This window comes from Mycobacterium bourgelatii (assembly GCF_010723575.1).
In the GTDB taxonomy this organism is placed as follows: Bacteria; Actinomycetota; Actinomycetes; order Mycobacteriales; family Mycobacteriaceae; genus Mycobacterium; species Mycobacterium bourgelatii.
This window is the reverse complement of the sequence record NZ_BLKZ01000001.1, coordinates 5,490,596-5,507,671: the sequence shown is the minus strand read 5'-3', so window position 1 is coordinate 5,507,671 and position 17,076 is coordinate 5,490,596. Positions and strand designations below refer to the sequence as shown.

Sequence of the window (17,076 nt, the reverse complement as noted above, 5' to 3'; positions counted from 1 at the left end):
ACGGTGATGAACGCGGTGAAAAGAAAGTGACGCGCAGCTCCGGCGCCCGAGCGTACGTGCGGCCGCTGGTTGGGCTGGGGACCGTCGTGGTGATATTGGCGATCTTCACGCTGGCGGTGACCCTGTTCCGGGGTGATCTCACTGACACCGTCCCGGTGACCGTGATTTCACAGCGCGCCGGCCTGGTGATGAACGCGGACGCCAAGGTCAAGATGCGCGGCGTGTCGGTGGGCAAGGTCGAGTCGATCGAGCCGCTGCCGAACGGCCGTGCGGCGATCCACTTGGCGATCTACCCGTCGCAGTTGCAATACATTCCCGCCGACGTGCACGTCAACATCGCGTCGTCGACGGTGTTCGGCGCGAAGTCGGTCGAGCTGGTAGCGCCGGACAACCCCTCGGCGCAACGGTTACGTGCCGGCCAGACGCTGACGGGCGAGCACGTCATGGTCGAAATCAACACGGTATTCCAGCAATTGGTGGAGGTGCTGAACCAGATCGACCCGGCGAAGCTCAACGAGTCGCTGGGCGCGCTGGCACAAGCTTTCAGCGGGCGGGGCGCGAAGCTTGGCCAGTCGCTGAGCGACCTGGATTCGTTTCTGGCCAATCTCGAGCCGAGCCTCCCCGCACTCCGTCACGACCTCACGGTTTTGCCGGAGGTGTCGAACGCCTATGCCGACGCGGCACCGGACCTGGTGCGGGTTGTCTCCAACGCGAACCGGATCAGCCAGACACTCGTCGACGAGCAGAGCAACCTGGATGCATTGCTGATCAGTGCGATCGGCTTGGCCGACATCGGCAACGATGTCTTGTCCGCGAACCGTGAACCCCTGACGAATGTGTTGCATCTGCTGGTGCCGACCACCGATCTGACCTCCGAATACCACGAGGTGTTCACCTGCGCTTTGGGCGGTCTGATAGTGATCTCGCACGCCCCGCCATTGTCGGAACCGAGTATCAACATCACGGCGAGCCTCACGTGGGGCGGCGAACGCTATCGGTACCCGACGAACCTGCCCAAGGTCGCGGCGACCGGCGGCCCGCAGTGCATGGAGCTGCCGCGAATACCGTTCAACTCGCATCCAAAGCAGCTGATCGCAGATATCGGCGCCAACCCGGTGGGGTACGGAAACCAGCAGCTGCTGATCAATTCCGATCTGCTAAAACAGTTGTTGTACGGGCCGATCGCCGGACCGCCACGCAACTCTACTGGGGTCGGGATGCCCGGATGAGAACACGCAGCCCGCTGATCAAAGTCGCGATCTTCGCGGCCGTGATGGCCGTGTTGACCGCCTCCCTGTTCTTCATCTTCGGCCAGTATCGGACGGGTTCCACGACCGGATATTCGGCGGTGTTCTCCGACGTGTCGCGTCTGCGGCAGGGCGAGTCGGTGCGGGTCGCCGGGATCCGGGTGGGCACGGTCAACAGCGTTTCGCTGCAGCCGGACAAGAAAGTTCTGGTGAAGTTCGATACCGACCGCAGCGTCGTCCTTACCGAAGGCACCCGGGCGGCCGTCCGCTACCTCAACCTGGTGGGTGATCGCTACCTCGAACTGCTCGACGGTCCGGGCCCGGCCAGACATCTGCCGCCCGGCGGTCAGATTCCCGTCGAACGCACCGCGCCTGCGCTTGACCTCGATCTGCTCCTCGGCGGACTGAAACCCGTAATTCAGGGTCTGAATGCGCGCGATGTCAATGCGCTGACCTCAGCACTGCTGCAGGTCTTCCAGGGTCAAGGCGGGACTCTCGAGTCCCTGTTCACCAAGACGACTTCGTTTTCAAATGCCATGGCCGACAACGATCAAGCCGTGCAGCAACTGATCGACAACCTCAACATCGTGATCGGCACCATCTCCAAGGACGGCACCAAGTTCTCCAACGCGGTCGACCGCCTAGAGCGGCTAGTCAGCGGGCTGTCGGACGACCGCGACACCATCGGCGCCGCGATCACGGCGTTGGACAACGGAACCGCATCGCTGGCGGATCTGCTGAGCAGCGCGCGGCCGCCACTGTCCGGCACCATCGATCAGCTGAATCGGTTGGCACCGATACTCGACAACGACCGGGACCGCATCGAAGCCGCAATTGCGAAGGCGCCACAGAACTACCGCAGGCTGGTCCGACTCGGCGTGAACGGCTCGACCATTCCGTACTTCCTCTGCCAGTTGGAACTCCGCGGCACCGACCTTCAGGGCAGGACGGTGAAGGCCCCGATATTTAGGTCAGAAGCTGGAAGGTGCACGGAACCCTGATGCAGAAATATCGCGGAATTGGGTTGATCAAGGCCGGATTCATCGGCGCGGTCTTGATCACGCTGACGATCTTGGTTGGCCTGTCGCCCGACCGGTTTATCGCATGGGCGACGATGGTTCGGTACCAGGCCCTCTTCTCGGAAGCCGGCGGTCTTGCGCCGGGTAACCCCGTGACGGTATCGGGCCTGAAGGTCGGCACCGTGTCGAGCGTAGAGCTGAGCCACGGCGATGCCTTGGTGACGTTCGCATTAAAGGGCAACGTGCTGCTAGGTTCCGAGACTTCGGCGCACATCCGCACGGGCACGCTACTGGGCGAGCGGGTACTGACAGTGGAGTCCGCAGGCACCGGCAAGCTGCGGCCGATGGCTGTCATTCCCGTCTCGCGCACCTCTTCGCCATACTCGTTGACGGAAGCGGTCAGCGACTTGACCACGGAAACCGCCGGAACCAACACCGCGACGCTGAACCAGTCGCTGGACACACTGTCGGCGACGCTCGACCAGATCGCACCCCAATTGGGACCTGCCTTCGACGCGGTCACCCGGCTGTCACGCACTCTCAACAGCCGCAACAAGAACCTTGGCGAGCTGTTCAAGACCGCAGGCGACGTCACCGGGATCCTCTCCGAACGCAGCCAGCAGGTCAACAGACTCATCCTCAACTCCGACACTCTGCTGCAGGTATTGGTGGCGCGCCGGCAGCAGATCGTGGACCTGCTGGCCAACGCCTCGGCGGTGGCCAAACAGCTGACGGCCTTGGTGCACGAGAACGAAAGCAAATTGGCGCCGACGCTGGAACGGCTGAATTCGGTGACCGCGATGCTGGAAAAGAACCGCGACAACATCGGCAACGCACTGGTGGGTCTCAAGAAGTTTCAGATCACGGTCGGTGAGGGCATCTCCAGTATGTACGCCTATCAGGCCTTCGTCCCGAACTTCCTTGCCCCGCAACTGTTCCAACCGATCCTCGATTACCTCTGGGGATTCCGCACCTTCGACACCTCAAAGGGTCCTGGCTATCCGTCGCCGATACCTCGGTCGTTGACTCCATGGCCGTACAACGGTATTCCGGTATGCCCCGAATGCACGTTGGGCAACAGGGTCGGAGGATCGCAGTGATCGCTCGGATTCCCTCGAATCGGCGCAAGCCGCTGGCGATTCTGACAGCGGTTGTCCTGGTCGGGCTTGTCGTTGCCGGCGCTGCTGTGCTGGTCCGCAAGACGTTTTTTGCCCCACACACGATTACCGCCTATTTCACGTCCGCCACCGGGATCTATGGCGGTGACGAGGTGCGTGTGTCGGGTGTCAAGGTCGGAACCATCAAATCCGTGGAACCGCAAGGGGCGCAGGTCAAGATGACCCTGCAGGTCGACCGTTCGGTGCCCGTTCCGGCGGATGCGAAAGCGGTCATCGTTGCCTCGAACCTGGTAGCTGCCCGCTATGTCCAGCTCACTCCCGCCTACCGGACCAGCGGTCCGGTCATGCCGGACGGCGGGGTGATCCCGGTCGGGCGGACCGCGGTTCCCGTCGAGTGGGACGAGGTCAAGACCCAATTGATGCGACTGGCAACGGATTTGGGGCCCAGTAGTGGCGTTTCGGACACGTCGGTGGGCCGGTTCATCGACAGTGCCGCCAATGCGCTTGAGGGCAACGGCGACAAGCTGCGGCAAACGCTCGCTCAACTGGCAGGGGTGGGCCGGATCCTCGCCGACGGCAGCGGCAACATCGTCGACATCATCAAGAACCTGCAGATCTTCGTCAGTGCCCTGCGCGACAGCAACGTCCAGATCGTCCATTTCAACGAGCGCCTGGCGACGCTCACCAGCGTGGTCGACGACAGCAAATCCGAACTGGACGCGGCGCTTACCGACTTGTCGACGGCAGTCGGGGAGGTGCAACGCTTCGTCGCCGGGACTCGCGAGCAGACTAGCGAGCAGATTGCCCGATTGGCCGATGTCACGCAGAACCTGGTCGACCACCACATGGATCTGGAAAACATTCTGCACGCAGCGCCGAACGCGCTGGGCAACTTCTTCAACGACTACAACGCCGACACCGGAACCATCGTGGGTGGGTTCGGGATCATGAACTTCGCGAATCCCACGTTTTCGGGTCTGCTGCTTCCGGTTCCCGTTCCCGGCTGTACGGCAGTCGGCGCAATCGAAAACGTCACCGCGGTTGAATCGGGCAAGCTGTGCTCGATGTTCCTCGGTCCGGGGTTGCGGGTGCTCAACTTCAACAGTCTGCCGATCCCCATCAACATATTCCTGCAGAAGTCGATGGACCCTGCCAACATCCTCTACACCGAACCGCGTCTCGCGCCCGGGGGCGAGGGTCCAAAACCCGGACCACCCGAGACCCCGCCCGCGGTGTCGGCCTACACCGGCCTGCCGGGTGATCCCGTGGGACCGCCGGGGGCAGAGCCACCGGCGCGGATACCGGGCGCGGCGATGCCGCTGCCGCCTCCGCCGTCGACACCGATGGAACCGCCACCACCGGCGCCGGGTGTGCCGGGCATGTTGCTGCCGGCCGAAGGGCCGTCGTCATGATGGCCTGGGCGTGGGTGCGCGCGCGGCGGATGCTCGCCGTTGTCGTCTGCGCAGTGTTGACGCTGACGGGATGTTCCTTCCGCGGCCTGAACTCACTACCCTTGCCGGGCGCGGTGGGACGCGGGCCGGGGGCCGTCATCTACCACGTCGAACTCCCGAATGTCGGTACGATGGAGTCGAATTCGCCGGTGATGATCGACGACGTCGTCGTCGGCAGTGTCGGCAACATGAGGGTGCGGGGCTGGCACGCCGACGTCGAGATCTCGGTGAAGCGCGATGTCGTCGTCCCGGCCAACGTGGTAGCCACAGTGGGGCAGACCAGCCTGTTGGGTTCGATGCATCTGGCACTCAATCCGCCACTCGGCCAGCAGGCAAGCGGACGGTTGCAGCCGGGCGCCACCATCCCGCTCAGTCGGTCGTCGGCCTACCCGTCGACGGAGCAGACGCTGTCGTCACTGGCAGCGGTCGTCAACGGCGGGGGACTGGGACAGATCGGGGAAGTCGTCCACAACTTCTCCACGGCCCTGGCCGGGCGCGAGGGCGCCGTACGCGATCTGCTCAAGCGCCTCGACACGTTCGTCGGAACGCTGAACGACCAGCGGGACGAGATCGTCGACGCCATCAACGCGCTCAACCGGCTTGCCGGCACATTCGCCGACCAACGCGATGTTCTCGCCGAGGCGCTGCGCAAGGTACCGCCCGCACTCGATGTGCTGATCAGGGAGAGGCCACGCTTCACCGCAGCCCTGGACAAACTGCGCGTCTTCAGTAACACCGCCACCCGGTTGATCAACGACTCCCAGGCTGACCTGGTCGCCAATCTCAAAAACCTGGAACCGACCATCCGCGCGCTCGCCGACGTCGGACCGGAGCTCGGCGCGGCGATCGCGGCAAGCTTCGTGTTCCCGTTCACCCAGAACTTCGTCGATCGAGCGGTCCGAGGCGACTACTTCAACCTGCACGTCGATTTGGACCTGTCGATTCCACGGCTCAAGCGAGGACTCATGTTGGGGACCCACTGGGGAGCGCTGGACCAGCCGTTGGTACCGGCGCCGGGGGACCCGTACTACCTGAATTACACCCACGATCCGCTGCATGACCCCATCAGGCCACCGTGGGTGGATCCGGAAAGGGTGCCGCTGCCCCCGCCCCCGCCCGGTGCGCGGCTGCCCGGCCCGCCACCCACCCCCGCCCCGGCACCTGCGCCCGGGCCAGGACCTGCGCCTGGGCCGGGACCTGCGCCGGGACCTGCGCCCGGTCCCGATGCGGCACCCACGGAAGGTGGCGGGTAGATGCTGACTCGCTTCGTCCGGATTCAGCTGGCGATCTTCACGATCGTCGGGACCATCGGCGTGATTGCGATGGTGCTTGTCTACGTCCAAGCGCCGACCCTATTGGGCATCGGCCGGATCACGGTGACGCTGGAACTGCCGGCCGCCGGCGGGCTGTACCGGTTTTCCAACGTGACCTACCGTGGGGTTCAACTCGGCAAGGTCACCTCGGTGAGTTTGACGCCGACCGGGGCGAAAGCCACACTGTCGCTTAGTAGTTCACCTAAGGTCCCCGCTGACTTCACGCCGTGTCCAGAGCGCCCGGGTCCCCCTAATCAGTGTGGTGCGTATGTGCTCAGTGTCTCCGCGGTGGGTGAACAGTACGTGGACTTGCGGCCCAGGAGCGATTCGCCGCCCTACCTACACGACGGTTCGGTCATCTCGTTGGGCAAGGAATCGATTCCGCAGCCGGTCGGGCCGATGCTGGACAAGGTCAACGCTTTGGTCCAAAGCATCCCGAAGACCAAGCTCGGCCAACTGCTCGACGAGACCTTCCATGGCTTCAACGGTTCGGGTTACGACCTGGGTTCGCTGTTCGATTCCACAACGACGATCTCCCATGACGCCAACGGCGTCGCCGATCAGACCAAAACCCTCACCGAAGACGCTGGGCCACTGCTGGATTCGCAAGCAAGCACCACCGATGCGATCAGAACGTGGGCGCGCAGCCTCGCGGGGATCACGGACGTATTCGTGCAGGACGATGCCAGCGTTCGCACTCTGCTGCAAAACGGACCCGAGGCGGCGAACGAAGCATCCCGGCTGCTCGAACAAATAAAACCGACGTTGCCGGTGTTGCTCGCCAACCTCACTACCATCGGGCAGATCGGCATCACTTACCACCCATCGCTGGAGCAGCTGCTGGTCTTGCTGCCGTCGGCGGTTGCTATCGAGCAGGCCGCTGGCCCGGAGAACCATCCCGAGGGCACGGCCCAAGGCGACTTCGCGCTCACCATCGACGATCCCCCTATTTGCACGGTCGGTTTCATGCCGCCCAACACATGGCGATCCCCGAGCGACCTCACCGACATCGACACACCGGACGGGTTGTATTGCAAACTCCCGCAGGACTCACCGATCGGGGTCCGCGGTGCACGCAACTATCCCTGCATGGGTAAGCCGGGCAAGCGCGCACCCACCGTTGAAATCTGCAACAGCGACCAGCCCTACATGCCGCTGGCGATGCGCCAGCACGTCCTCGGTCCCTATCCGCTGGACCCGAACCTGCTCTCCCAGGGCATCCCGCCCGATGACCGGGTTACCGTCAACGACCGGATCTTTGCCCCGGTGGAGGGAACGCCGCTGCCGCCGGGGGCGGTGCCGCGCGGCGCAACGCCGGGGCCGCGGGGAGAGAATCCACCGCCGGACACCGTCGCCGCGGCTGTTCCGCCGATGCCGTCGACACCCTTGCCGGGCGTGGCGACCGACCTTTCGCCCATAGCGCCACTCGACGTACCTTCAGCCGCGGAGCTTCCCGCGCCACCCGCAGCCCCAGCGGCGCCCCCTGCTCCGAGTGCCGCGCCAAGCGCGTTCGGTGGCGGCGGGGCGGGGCCGTCCATCGCGTTCGCCCGGTACGACCCGCACACGGGACGTTATGTCGGTCCGGACGGGAAGCTGTACCAGCAGTCGGATCTCGTTGACCCGAAGGCGCCCAAGTCGTGGAAGGACATGCTGCCCACCTGATCGCGGTCCGCAGGATTCAGGCTGAAATAGCAGCGGGTACGACGGGCAGCGAAGTGGAACGCCGGGTCAGCCTATTCTGTCCAGGCGGAACGGCATCGTGATGTCGAGCCACTGGTTTTGTCCGCAGGCGCCGGACGGGCCGACCGTCTTGTCCTTACCGGCAAAAGTCGAAGACCCGAGTTGAAATCCACCGTACTCATTCACGGGATAGAAATAGAAGGTCTGCTGTCCGGGGAACGCGGTACCGTCTTCACACTGCTCCCAGTTCGCTACAGAGCGTTTAACCTTCCACATCTGCCCATCATTCATATACAGGGCAGCGCTCCATCCCTGGTCGCTGGTTACCATGCCGTGGCATTCCTGGAATGTTTCGCACGTCGAGGTGATGGTCCAGGTCTGGTAGACCGTCGGCTCGGCGAAGTACTGGTCATTTCTCTGGGCGTAATCGCCAACTGACGTGGCGCGGAACGTTCCGCTGATGGCCACTTCCTCCTTGGTTGTTGCCTGGGCTGTGAACGGGTCCAGCGCCGTGCTCAAACCACCGAATACCGTGGCAGCAACCAGCGTTGCGGAGGTGAGTATTCGAACTGAACGCATAATATGCTCCTCGACGCGAATGATCCGACAGTGCCTATGGCAGCTTTTCCGGCATCGGTTTCGGCGTTCTCGCGCGAGAGAATCATATCGCGCCAGCGACCGGATGCCGAATGAGCCCGAAAATGTAGAAGGTCAGTTTCAAGGTCTATGTCGCCCTATACCTATCGCGATAGGGTGGACATTTATGAGGATGCGTTCCGTCTCTGTCGCCGGGGCGGTCAGCACGGCCGTAGCAATCCTGCTCACCGCCCCGATGGTGGGGGCGCCCACTGCTCGCGCCGACACGGGCATCAATGGTTACGTTCAGTGCCTTGGAGGCGACGCGAAGCCCCCGCCGCCAGGGGTCAGTGCAGAAAATTGGTTTCCCAGCGTTTTTGTGATTAAGACGGATTTCGATAATGGCATGCCCCCTGCCCAAATTGTTCACACGTTGATAGGCATGGGAGTCAAGCCGGATGATGCCGCTCTCCGGGTGCGGTGTTTTGTGGCCAACCAGCCACGCGGATCGGGGCATTGAAACGGGCCGCAGTCACGAAAGCGGATCCATTTTCGAGATCAGCCAGGAACCGTTGACCTTGACCACCGTCACTTGGGCGATGTTCGCGGTCGTCTGAGGTTCTGGCTTCTCCTTACTGGTGGCGGTCTGGTTGAGGAACACCAGTACAACGGCCGAATCCGCGTGCATCTCTGAAACGGCGGCCCGAAGCACCTTGGCGGTCTGTGTGACCTGATTCTGCAGTGCCAACGCCGCGATCTGTTCTGAGAACTTGGTGTAGTAAGCGAGGAAGTCGCCGGTGAGATATGACTTCGCCCTGGCGATGTCACGGTCCAAGTTGTCGGGAGAATACGTCAGCACCGCCACGGCACCGTCTGACGCCACCTGGATCGCCCGTTGTGCCGCCGCGTCGCCGACTTGCTGGTCCGGCCGGTACAGAACGAAGTACAGACCTGCCGCGACACTCACGGCGCTGACAACGAATATCGTCGCGAGTATTGACCGCCACCTGGCCAAACACCCACGGGCCCAACGCTTGACAGTGGCGAGCCCGTTGGTACGACCCGATCCCGAGGCAGCGGATGGTGTTTCCGCCTCGCCGGCCACTGAGGTTTCGGTGCCGTCCAGCGACGAGTCATGCTCGACAGTCATTACAGGAAATCAACTTTCGACAATTTGAGTTGACCGGTGTCCCGCGTGATGCCAACACTCATCCGCCACATGGCAGGTGGCTGACGGGTGTTGTCTGCGTTGGTGATTTCGGATCTCGCCGCGACAAGCAGGACCGCTGAATCGTCGCTCAACGACACGACGGCAACGGATTGGACGGTGCCCTTGCTGCTTACCTTGGTGTCCTCCGCCTTCTGAACCATGAGGGCTGACATCGCTGATATTTGGTTCTTGAATTCGCCCGTAGAAATGTCGATGATCCGCTGAACGTCGGCCTTGGGACGAGTGGCGTCGATCGACATCATCACCGTGACCCCCTCTCGGGCGGCTGCAGTGAATTCCGCGGCAAGCTGTTGTTTGTGCGTGGCGGCCCGGTGCTGCGACACGATATAACCGCTCGCGCCGACGGAAACGCAGAAGATCACGATGCCGACGACAGCAGCTACTGTTTTCCACTTTGGGCGTCGGAGCCACCTCGGTCGGCCAAGACGCCGCGGCGACCCTAATCGGATTCGTCGCGGCCGCCGTGCCTGCGACAACAACGTGCGGCGCTGCTCGCCATCTCGGGATGCGACTTCGTCGTCGACTTCGCCTGCGTCGGAATCTGTTTCGGAGCCTTTTTCGGCCGCCGCACGCAGCCTTGCGAGGCGGGCACGAGCCGCGGCGGCGCGCGCTTCCGCCCTGGCGACCTCGTCTTCTACGTCCGCCACCGAAACGGGAGCTACGACGCCGTTAGCCGGGTCATCAGAATGGTCGGCGTCTTTCCCCTCCGGATCATGCACAGGCTCAAAGCCTATCACTGCAGGCCTGAGCTCAACGCTGTCAGGCAACTGCTTTCGCGGCTCTACATGCGGAAATGCTCGCTTGACCGGTCGCAAAAGGGGTTGCGGTTCGGGCGCAATCCGGCGTTGTCGGCTAGTGGCTCGAATATCTTTCCAATTGGGAGAATGTTCTTTTCAGTTGCTTTTTAGATGTGGCAAAGTAATGGGGTGCGATTCATCGTGGCAGTGGTTGCCGCGCTGTTCGGCTCCGGTGTGCTGGCAGCGCCGCAGTCCTCGGCCGAGCCGACCGTCTGCGACTATCCCGCCTGCACCCCCGGCATCATGCCGCATCAGGTTCTAGGCGCGCCGTGTGACAACACCACCTACTACGCCTTCGGTGTCGACGACAGTGTTGTTCCGCCATCCGGGCAGCCCGGACGGCTGATGTTCTGCGGCTCGCCGAGGAGATACCAGCCTCGATGGTTCCGGTCACCTCCAATGGCGGGTGTCAAGGAAGAAGGCGCAGCCTGCCAAAACTTCCAGAACTACGTCGCGCAGGCGCCCGATGGTTTGTTCCTGATCTGCTTTGCCCACGACGGCATTCTGACCTGGGTGCGCGCCGACACCTAGGAGCTTGCGTCCCACGGCCACGAGGGATTTGGTGTCATGCCCTGAGTTGATCGCGTAATTGGTTCGACCGGGCCATGCAACGACGGTGGTGTCAGAGGGGGTCGAATTTGGCGATCAGCCAGGAGCCGTTCATCTTTGCCATCGTCACCAGGACGTTGCTCTCGGTTACCGTCGGCTGAGGCTGTTCCTTGGTTTCGATGCTCTGGTTGACAAACATCAGCACGACGGCCGAATCCCGACGTATCTCAGAAACGGCTGCGCGAATCACCTTGGCGGAAGCCCATATTCGTTTCTCCTTCGCCGTGGGCGCCACGGTCTCCTCGGTGAACTTGGTGTAGTAAGCCAGTAGGTCACCCGTGAGGTGCGACTTGGCCCTGGCGAAATCCTGATCCAGGCTTTCGGCGGAATATGACAGCATCGCCACGGTGCCCTCGGTGGCCGCCCGGACCGCCTGCTGTACGGCCGCGTCACCGATCTGTGAATCCGGCTCGTACCGAAAGAAGTACGTGCCGCCGGCGAGTCCCAACGAACCAATGATCAACGCGGTCACCAGAATCGGCTGCCAAGCTGCCACGCACCAGCGGATCCAACCGCTGATTCCAGCCGTTCCCTTCGCCGGTGCAGGCCGGGGTTGATGATCGACCGTCATTGCAGGAAGTCGACTTTCGCCAACTTGAGTTGGTCACCGACGCGGGTGACTTTCACGCTGATTCGCCACGTCTTCATCACGCGTTCGCCGTCATCAGGATTGAAGCTGTCGGACCTCGCCAAGACGAGGATGATTCCCGAGTCAGCGGTCGTCGATTCGACGGCGACGGCGTCGACGATGGCCGTGGTGCTCATCTTCGACTGCGCCACCTGCTGTGCCAGGGGCCAACCCGTGACGCGCAATTGCTGCCTGAGTTCTCCGGTCGAGTTGTCGATGTTGCGCTGTATGTCCTCCTCGGCGTGGTTGGCATCGATCGACATCAGCCTTATGACCCCCTCCCGCGCGGCTGCCTCGAACTCCGCGGAGCGATGCTGCGTGCGGGTGAGGGCGCGGTGCTCCAACTCCATGAACATGCTCGCCCCGAGCGAGGCGCCGACAATCACGCACGCCGCCGCGAGCGCACCGGCTTTCCGTCCGGGAAGCTGGAGCCGGGGCGGCTGCCAGCTATTGGACGTCTCGGGCAGGGGTTCGTCGTCGTCATAAGAGCCGGCGAAGGCGCCGTCGTCGGCGTCCGGGCTCTCGAGGGACCAAGCACGCCAACGCACCCGTGCTACGCGGGCACGGGCCGCCTCGGCGCGAGCCTCAGCCCGGGCGAGTTCTCGCTCCGCCTTGGCCACTTCCTTCTCGTGGTCAAAGGCAGCGCTGGTGGCGTTACGGCCCCCCGCCGGACGCCGTGACGCCAAGGTGAGCTCCTAGTCGCTTCGCATCGTGCACGGAAACCCACGCTATCACCAGCCCACGAGCCCGCTTTGGCTTCGAAAAGGCCTCGAAGGGTTTGAACAGCGTGCTCGTCTGCGAATCAATCGTTGGTGCCGTCACGACTCGCGTCGGACGCGCCGATGAGACGGTGGGTGATCCGCAGTAGCTGCGAGCGCAGCGTGTCGTCGTCGACGTCGGCAACCAGCGGATGCATCACCCCGACCGCGATCGCACCCGAGAGCACGGCCGCCGACACCCGCGCGTCCTCGCTGGTGTCGTCGACCAGGACGCCGTAGAGCCGTCGAATGAACGCCTGGAACTGCTCCTGCTCGGCCAGCAGTCGCACCACGACGGGATCGAACTGCAGGGTGCTCGCCGCGCCCCGCCGCTCAATGGCCATGTCGATAACCCGGCGCAGCAGCACCTCGCGCGCCTGGGGAAAGTCGTCGTGGGCCTCGGCGGCCTCCAGCGCTTCCTCCAACCCGCCGAGTTCGCGTTCCGTGAGCGCGACGACGATCTGCTCCTTGGTCTTGAATTGGTGGTAGACGGCCGCCTTCGTGACTCCGACGGCATCGGCGATCATCTGCAACGATGTGCCGCCGACGCCGTGCTCGGCGATCAATTTCAAGGCAGCGTCCAGGATTCGCGTCTGCGCTGCGCTGCGCGCGACGAAACGGAATCGGCTAGGGGACTGCCTGGAAATATCAGCAACCACACGCAGAGCCTAGCCGATCGGCTATTGACCCCTCGCTAGCCGATCGGCTAGCTTCGCTGACGGGCCATGCCGTCGGAAGGAGTCACCCATGTCCGAGAGCGGTGAGGCGCGCCGTGCACCGAGGCGAATAGATGGCGAGCTGATCCTGCTGTGGACATTGCCCGCGACGGTGCTGCTCTGGATCTCCGCGTTCTTGTTGTTCCCCGGCTTCATGCCGCCCATGTCGCCGACTATGTCGGCGGAACAGGTCGCGGCGTTCTATCAGGAACACGCGCCGGCCGTCCGCTACAGCATGATCCTGTTCAACTGGTTCGGTGCGAGCCTCATCCCGATCCTGACGCTGATCGTGCTGCAAATCCGTAGGATGGCCCATCGCACGTCGATCCTCTCCTACGCGATGCTGGGTTGCGTGGCCGGCGGCCCCACCTTGTTCCTCATCGCCAATGTCTGCTGGCTGCTCGCCGCCTTTCGTCCGGAACGAAGTCCGGAGCTGACGCAACTGCTCAACGATTTCGCTTGGGTCACCTTCACGGTCTTGGTTCCATTTTTGATCGGACAAAGCGTGATTCTTGCCCTGGCAATCTATTTCGACGATCCTGCAAACCTCGTGCTGCCGCGCTGGGTGGCCCACTTCAACCTTCTGGTGGCCGCGGCGCTCGTGCCGGCAGCTTTCGTGGGCGCTTCGTTGTCCGGTCCGCTGGCGTGGGACGGCGTGTTGTCGTTCTGGTTGAAAAACGTCGCTATCGGCGTCTGGGTGGTCGTGATGGGCGTCGTCCTGGGTCAGACGGTGTATCGAGAGCGTGCCGACACCCAAAGCCGTGCAAGAGAACTGGACAGCGTATGAGCACGCTGGACGCGCGAGTGACTCCGCCGGAGTCGGGCAGCAACGCTGAGACCGGTTCCCCCTCCGGCCGGTTGCATCGCCGGATCGCCTGGCACCTGCGGCACAACCCCAAGCGCGAACTGTGGGTGGCGTGGTGGATCATGGTCGCCTTTTACATCGTATTTTTTGCGATGGTCTTCATCGTGGCGCAAGTCCAACCCCCGCCGCAGCCCACCTGGAACCTCGCGAGGCAAGTCCACTGGTTCCATGAACGACAACTGGGAATACCCATCGGTTTGGGCGTTGTGTTCGCCATCACCGGCATGACCGCGATAAACAACGCGCTCATCGCGCATTCGATGCGACGCATGTCGGTCAGCCGCGCTTTCGGGTATGCGTACCTGCTCATCTATTCATTGGCCGCGGTTCCCGGCTTGCTTCTGCTGTGCATCGCGCTGGTCGTCGGGACGCTACGACCCGAGCGGAACCCCGAGGCGATCGGTTGGCTCTACGACTTCGCGTTTCTGTCGTTCGACGGCACCATGGGAGTCTTCCTGATCGGTTCGCTGATCTGGATGGTCGCGATTCTGATCGACAAGAATCGAGTGTTCCCCAAGTGGTTCGGCTACCTCAATCTGTGCAATGCGCTCACCGAGGTCGTCGTGGCGCCCTGCTGGCTGTTCCAACGCGGCGTGTTGGCCTGGAATGGCCAAATCGCTTGGTGGCTCGACATGGTCGTGTTCGGCGTCTACCAAGTAACTTTCATCGTCATGCTCTTTCTGATGATCCGGCGCGAAGACTTCGGTACCGGCCCCCTGCCCGACTTGCCGCGCAAAAGGGTGACAAAACTGGCGACCGCGCAATGACGGATGTCGCAGGAACCGACAAGCGGGCCAGATTCGTGCCCGGCCAGCCCGACATGTGGGCCTTCGTGTTGTTCGAAACGCTGGTTTTCACAGGGTATTTCGGCATCTATCTGTTTTATCGTGCCCGCAGCCCGGAGCTGTTCCTGCACTCGCAGGCGCATCTGGACCTACGCATCGGCGTTTTCAACACCCTCGTCTTGCTGCTGAGTTCCTGGTCGGTGGCGCGGTGTGTCCAGTCGTCGCGTGCCGGGGCCTACCCGGCGGCGCTGCGAGATGTCTATATCACCGCCACATGCGCCGCAATCTTCTTGTTTTTCAAGGTTTTCGAGTGGGTCCGGTTGGGAGGCTCGGGAAACGGGCCGGACAGCGCCGACTTCTTCACCTACTACTTCTTCCTTACCGGAATCCACTTCGTGCACTTGTTGATCGGGTTCGTCGTCCTCGGGGTCATCGTCTATCAACTCCGGAGTCCGGCCCGCCGATCCCAGGAGTTGGTCGAAACGTGCGCCACCTACTGGCACACCGTCGACTTCCTCTGGGTGCTCATTTTCGCGCTGCTGTATGTGGTGAGGTGATTGAGATCAGGTTCAACAAGAGGCTGCTGATTGCTTGGTTGGTCCTGGCGTCGTTGACGCTGGCCTATCTGTGGATCGACCACTCTGTCGATGGATCGCCTGGGCCCAGTGTGGTGGTCACGTTGAGCGTGATCGCCATCGCTCTGATCAAGGTGCGCATCATCTTTCGGGAGTTCATGGAAGTGCGCCACGCCCCTGCCGTGCTGTGCCGCCTGACTGACGCCTGGGTGGTGCTGGTTGGCGTGAGCCTATTCAGCTGCTACATCGTCGGGTCGACACTCGGGTAGTTCCGAATACGGGGGCGAATTACCCCGTCGGCGTGAAGGTGATGTGCAACTCGCTGAGCCCGCGCAGGATGTACGTCGGCTCATAGGTGTATTGGCGATTGTCGGCCGGCCCGTGCTTGGCCTCGTTGATGCTGATGTCGGCCATGCGGTCCAGAATGCGTTCGAGGGAGACCCGGCCCTCGACGCGGGCGAGCGGGCCGCCCGGGCAGGAATGCACACCGCGCGCGAACGCCATGTGCTCGCGGACGTTCTTGCGGTCCAGGCGGAATTCGTGCGGGTCATCGAACCGGCGCGGGTCGCGGTTGGCGGCACCCGGTAGCACCATCACCACCGTGCCGGCCGGGATGTCGACATCGCCGACCGTGGTCGCCCGTCGGGTCAGCCGCGAATCACACTTGACCGGACTTTCGATACGCAGCGATTCCTCGATGAAGTTCGGGATCAGGCTGCGGTCATCGCGCAACTGTTGCTGGATGTCGGGCCGGTCGCCGAGCACCCGCAGCGCGGCGCTGAGCAGCTTGGCCGTGGTCTCCTGACCCGCGGCGAAAAGGAATGTGGCCGTGCGTACCACCTCGATGACATCGGGTGTGGAGCCGTCGGGGTACTTCGCCGTGGCCATCGGCGTGAGGACATCGTCGCGCGGGTCGCGTCGCCGATCTTCGATGTAGGCGGAGAACTTGTCGTCCAACCACTCCAACGGGTTGATACCGACCGACGCATGGTCAAGCGAGCCGACCTGGCCGGCGCCCAAGACATTACGGAAGTCCCTGTGGTCGTCTTCGGGAACACCGAGCAAGTCGGCGATGACCAGCGTGGCAAAGGGTTTGGAGTATTCGGAGATGAACTCGCACTGGCCGTTGCTGAGGAACTCGTCGAGCTGCCGGTCGGCGAGGCGCCACATGAACTCCTCGTTTTGCTTGAGTCGGCTCGGCGTCAGCAGCTTGCTCAGTACCGACCGCGCCTTGGTGTGCTCCGGCGGATCCATGGTGACCATGTGCTCGAACATCGGGAAATAACTGCGGTGTTCTTCGATTTGCGCGCTGATGTCGTCGCCGTCGGGCTGGAACGGCAGCGGCGGGAACGGGCCCCCGAGCGCCACGATGTTCGAGAACGTCTCGGGGTCCTTGTAGACCTCGGTGGCTTCCTCGTAGCCGGTCACCGCCACGACGCCGTAGTGCGGCAGCTGGAGGACCGGATTCTGGCTGCGCAGGTAGTCGAAGTAGGGGTGCGGATCGGGCACCAGGGATGGGTCGGTGAAGAAGTCGATCGATTCGAAGGTGCTGGTCATAGTGCGCGTTCCTCCCGAAGCCGGCCGCTTTGCCGGCGCTGCCGAATTGTCCAACCACTGCGAGGCGGCGCAAGCCTGGCGCCGCCCTGAATCCGTCGGTGTGCTGAGCACTTGCTTAGCATGGCGGTATTGTCGAGGTCAAGGCGACTCG

18 protein-coding genes are annotated in these 17,076 nt (G+C 63.0%); 11 read left to right on the top strand and 7 right to left on the bottom strand.

All coding sequences use genetic code 11. The features are described from left to right. The first annotated feature begins 26 nt into the window (after positions 1-26). The 6 genes from G6N68_RS23540 to G6N68_RS23515 are packed head-to-tail and all read left to right on the top strand — an operon-like array spanning position 27 to position 7,810. Positions 27-1,229, top strand: coding sequence for an MCE family protein (locus tag G6N68_RS23540; protein WP_240355585.1), 1,203 nt, complete (start codon positions 27-29; stop codon positions 1,227-1,229). Further along, positions 1,226-2,248 (top strand): MCE family protein, encoded by a 1,023-nt coding sequence (locus G6N68_RS23535; protein ID WP_163717486.1) that lies wholly within the window; start codon positions 1,226-1,228, stop codon positions 2,246-2,248. The genes G6N68_RS23540 and G6N68_RS23535 overlap by 4 nt, the downstream gene beginning before the upstream one ends. Further along, positions 2,248-3,366, top strand: a complete 1,119-nt coding sequence (locus tag G6N68_RS23530; protein WP_163717484.1) for an MCE family protein — start codon at positions 2,248-2,250, stop codon at positions 3,364-3,366. The genes G6N68_RS23535 and G6N68_RS23530 overlap by 1 nt, the downstream gene beginning before the upstream one ends. After that, positions 3,366-4,796: an MCE family protein gene (locus tag G6N68_RS23525; protein WP_371871716.1), complete on the top strand. Its 1,431-nt coding sequence runs from the start codon at positions 3,366-3,368 to the stop codon at positions 4,794-4,796. The genes G6N68_RS23530 and G6N68_RS23525 overlap by 1 nt, the downstream gene beginning before the upstream one ends. After that, positions 4,796-6,088, top strand: coding sequence for an MCE family protein (locus G6N68_RS23520; protein WP_371871715.1), 1,293 nt, complete (start codon positions 4,796-4,798; stop codon positions 6,086-6,088). Before G6N68_RS23525 ends, G6N68_RS23520 begins: the two co-directional genes overlap by 1 nt. After that, positions 6,089-7,810 (top strand): MCE family protein, encoded by a 1,722-nt coding sequence (locus G6N68_RS23515; RefSeq protein WP_163717480.1) that lies wholly within the window; start codon positions 6,089-6,091, stop codon positions 7,808-7,810. A 66-nt stretch (positions 7,811-7,876) separates the two neighbouring features. Here G6N68_RS23515 and G6N68_RS23510 read toward each other — a convergent pair whose 3' ends face one another. From G6N68_RS23510 to G6N68_RS23500, 3 genes are all read right to left on the bottom strand, one after another. After that, on the bottom strand, positions 7,877-8,407 hold the full coding sequence (locus G6N68_RS23510) for an Rv2253/PknI dimerization domain-containing protein (RefSeq protein ID WP_163717478.1): 531 nt from the start codon (positions 8,405-8,407) through the stop codon (positions 7,877-7,879). Between the two features lie 529 nt (positions 8,408-8,936). After that, positions 8,937-9,554, bottom strand: coding sequence for an Rv1363c family protein (locus G6N68_RS23505; protein WP_163717476.1), 618 nt, complete (start codon positions 9,552-9,554; stop codon positions 8,937-8,939). Beyond that, positions 9,554-10,354: an Rv1363c family protein gene (locus G6N68_RS23500; protein WP_163717474.1), complete on the bottom strand. Its 801-nt coding sequence runs from the start codon at positions 10,352-10,354 to the stop codon at positions 9,554-9,556. Before G6N68_RS23500 ends, G6N68_RS23505 begins: the two co-directional genes overlap by 1 nt. A 189-nt stretch (positions 10,355-10,543) precedes the next feature. Here G6N68_RS23500 and G6N68_RS23495 point away from each other — a divergent pair, with 189 nt between their 5' ends. Next, complete coding sequence (locus G6N68_RS23495; protein ID WP_205351424.1) at positions 10,544-10,963, top strand: hypothetical protein; 420 nt, start codon at positions 10,544-10,546, stop codon at positions 10,961-10,963. Positions 10,964-11,054: 91 nt separating this feature from the next. Here the strand turns inward: G6N68_RS23495 and G6N68_RS23490 are convergent, their stop codons facing one another. The 3 genes from G6N68_RS23490 to G6N68_RS23480 form a co-directional block, all read right to left on the bottom strand. Continuing rightward, positions 11,055-11,513, bottom strand: coding sequence for a twin-arginine translocation pathway signal (locus G6N68_RS23490; protein WP_205351423.1), 459 nt, complete (start codon positions 11,511-11,513; stop codon positions 11,055-11,057). Positions 11,514-11,608: 95 nt separating this feature from the next. Then, positions 11,609-12,355 (bottom strand): Rv1363c family protein, encoded by a 747-nt coding sequence (locus tag G6N68_RS23485; protein WP_163717470.1) that lies wholly within the window; start codon positions 12,353-12,355, stop codon positions 11,609-11,611. Positions 12,356-12,471: 116 nt separating this feature from the next. After that, complete coding sequence (locus tag G6N68_RS23480) at positions 12,472-13,086, bottom strand: TetR/AcrR family transcriptional regulator (protein ID WP_263991940.1); 615 nt, start codon at positions 13,084-13,086, stop codon at positions 12,472-12,474. 88 nt (positions 13,087-13,174) lie between these two features. Between G6N68_RS23480 and G6N68_RS23475 the strand changes: the two genes are divergently transcribed. The 4 genes from G6N68_RS23475 to G6N68_RS23460 are packed head-to-tail and all read left to right on the top strand — an operon-like array spanning position 13,175 to position 15,637. After that, the gene (locus G6N68_RS23475; RefSeq protein ID WP_163717468.1) at positions 13,175-13,930 is read left to right on the top strand and encodes a hypothetical protein; all 756 of its coding nucleotides are present in this window, start codon (positions 13,175-13,177) and stop codon (positions 13,928-13,930) included. Between the two features lie 5 nt (positions 13,931-13,935). Then, the gene (locus tag G6N68_RS23470; protein ID WP_371871714.1) at positions 13,936-14,775 is read left to right on the top strand and encodes a hypothetical protein; all 840 of its coding nucleotides are present in this window, start codon (positions 13,936-13,938) and stop codon (positions 14,773-14,775) included. Further along, on the top strand, positions 14,772-15,350 hold the full coding sequence (locus G6N68_RS23465; protein ID WP_163717466.1) for a cytochrome c oxidase subunit 3 family protein: 579 nt from the start codon (positions 14,772-14,774) through the stop codon (positions 15,348-15,350). Before G6N68_RS23470 ends, G6N68_RS23465 begins: the two co-directional genes overlap by 4 nt. Then, positions 15,350-15,637 (top strand): cytochrome C oxidase subunit IV family protein, encoded by a 288-nt coding sequence (locus G6N68_RS23460; RefSeq protein WP_163718893.1) that lies wholly within the window; start codon positions 15,350-15,352, stop codon positions 15,635-15,637. Before G6N68_RS23465 ends, G6N68_RS23460 begins: the two co-directional genes overlap by 1 nt. A gap of 19 nt (positions 15,638-15,656) precedes the next feature. On the opposite strand, the gene G6N68_RS23455 is transcribed toward G6N68_RS23460, so the two are convergent. Next, entirely contained in the window at positions 15,657-16,925 is a 1,269-nt protein-coding gene (locus tag G6N68_RS23455) for a cytochrome P450 (RefSeq protein ID WP_163717464.1), read from the bottom strand. Positions 16,926-17,076 lie beyond the last annotated feature (151 nt).

Excerpts from the sequence above, each read along its gene's own strand:
- G6N68_RS23510 (WP_163717478.1), bottom strand. The coding sequence starts at position 8,407 with ATGCGTTCAGTTCGAATACTCACCTCCGCAACGCTGGTTGCTGCCACG.
- G6N68_RS23515 (WP_163717480.1), top strand. The coding sequence starts at position 6,089 with ATGCTGACTCGCTTCGTCCGGATTCAGCTGGCGATCTTCACGATCGTC.
- G6N68_RS23495 (WP_205351424.1), top strand. The coding sequence starts at position 10,544 with ATGTGGCAAAGTAATGGGGTGCGATTCATCGTGGCAGTGGTTGCCGCG.
- G6N68_RS23455 (WP_163717464.1), bottom strand. The coding sequence starts at position 16,925 with ATGACCAGCACCTTCGAATCGATCGACTTCTTCACCGACCCATCCCTG.
- G6N68_RS23535 (WP_163717486.1), top strand. The coding sequence starts at position 1,226 with ATGAGAACACGCAGCCCGCTGATCAAAGTCGCGATCTTCGCGGCCGTG.
- G6N68_RS23520 (WP_371871715.1), top strand. The coding sequence starts at position 4,796 with ATGGCCTGGGCGTGGGTGCGCGCGCGGCGGATGCTCGCCGTTGTCGTC.
- G6N68_RS23475 (WP_163717468.1), top strand. The coding sequence starts at position 13,175 with ATGTCCGAGAGCGGTGAGGCGCGCCGTGCACCGAGGCGAATAGATGGC.
- G6N68_RS23530 (WP_163717484.1), top strand. The coding sequence starts at position 2,248 with ATGCAGAAATATCGCGGAATTGGGTTGATCAAGGCCGGATTCATCGGC.
- G6N68_RS23465 (WP_163717466.1), top strand. The coding sequence starts at position 14,772 with ATGACGGATGTCGCAGGAACCGACAAGCGGGCCAGATTCGTGCCCGGC.
- G6N68_RS23505 (WP_163717476.1), bottom strand. The coding sequence starts at position 9,554 with ATGACTGTCGAGCATGACTCGTCGCTGGACGGCACCGAAACCTCAGTG.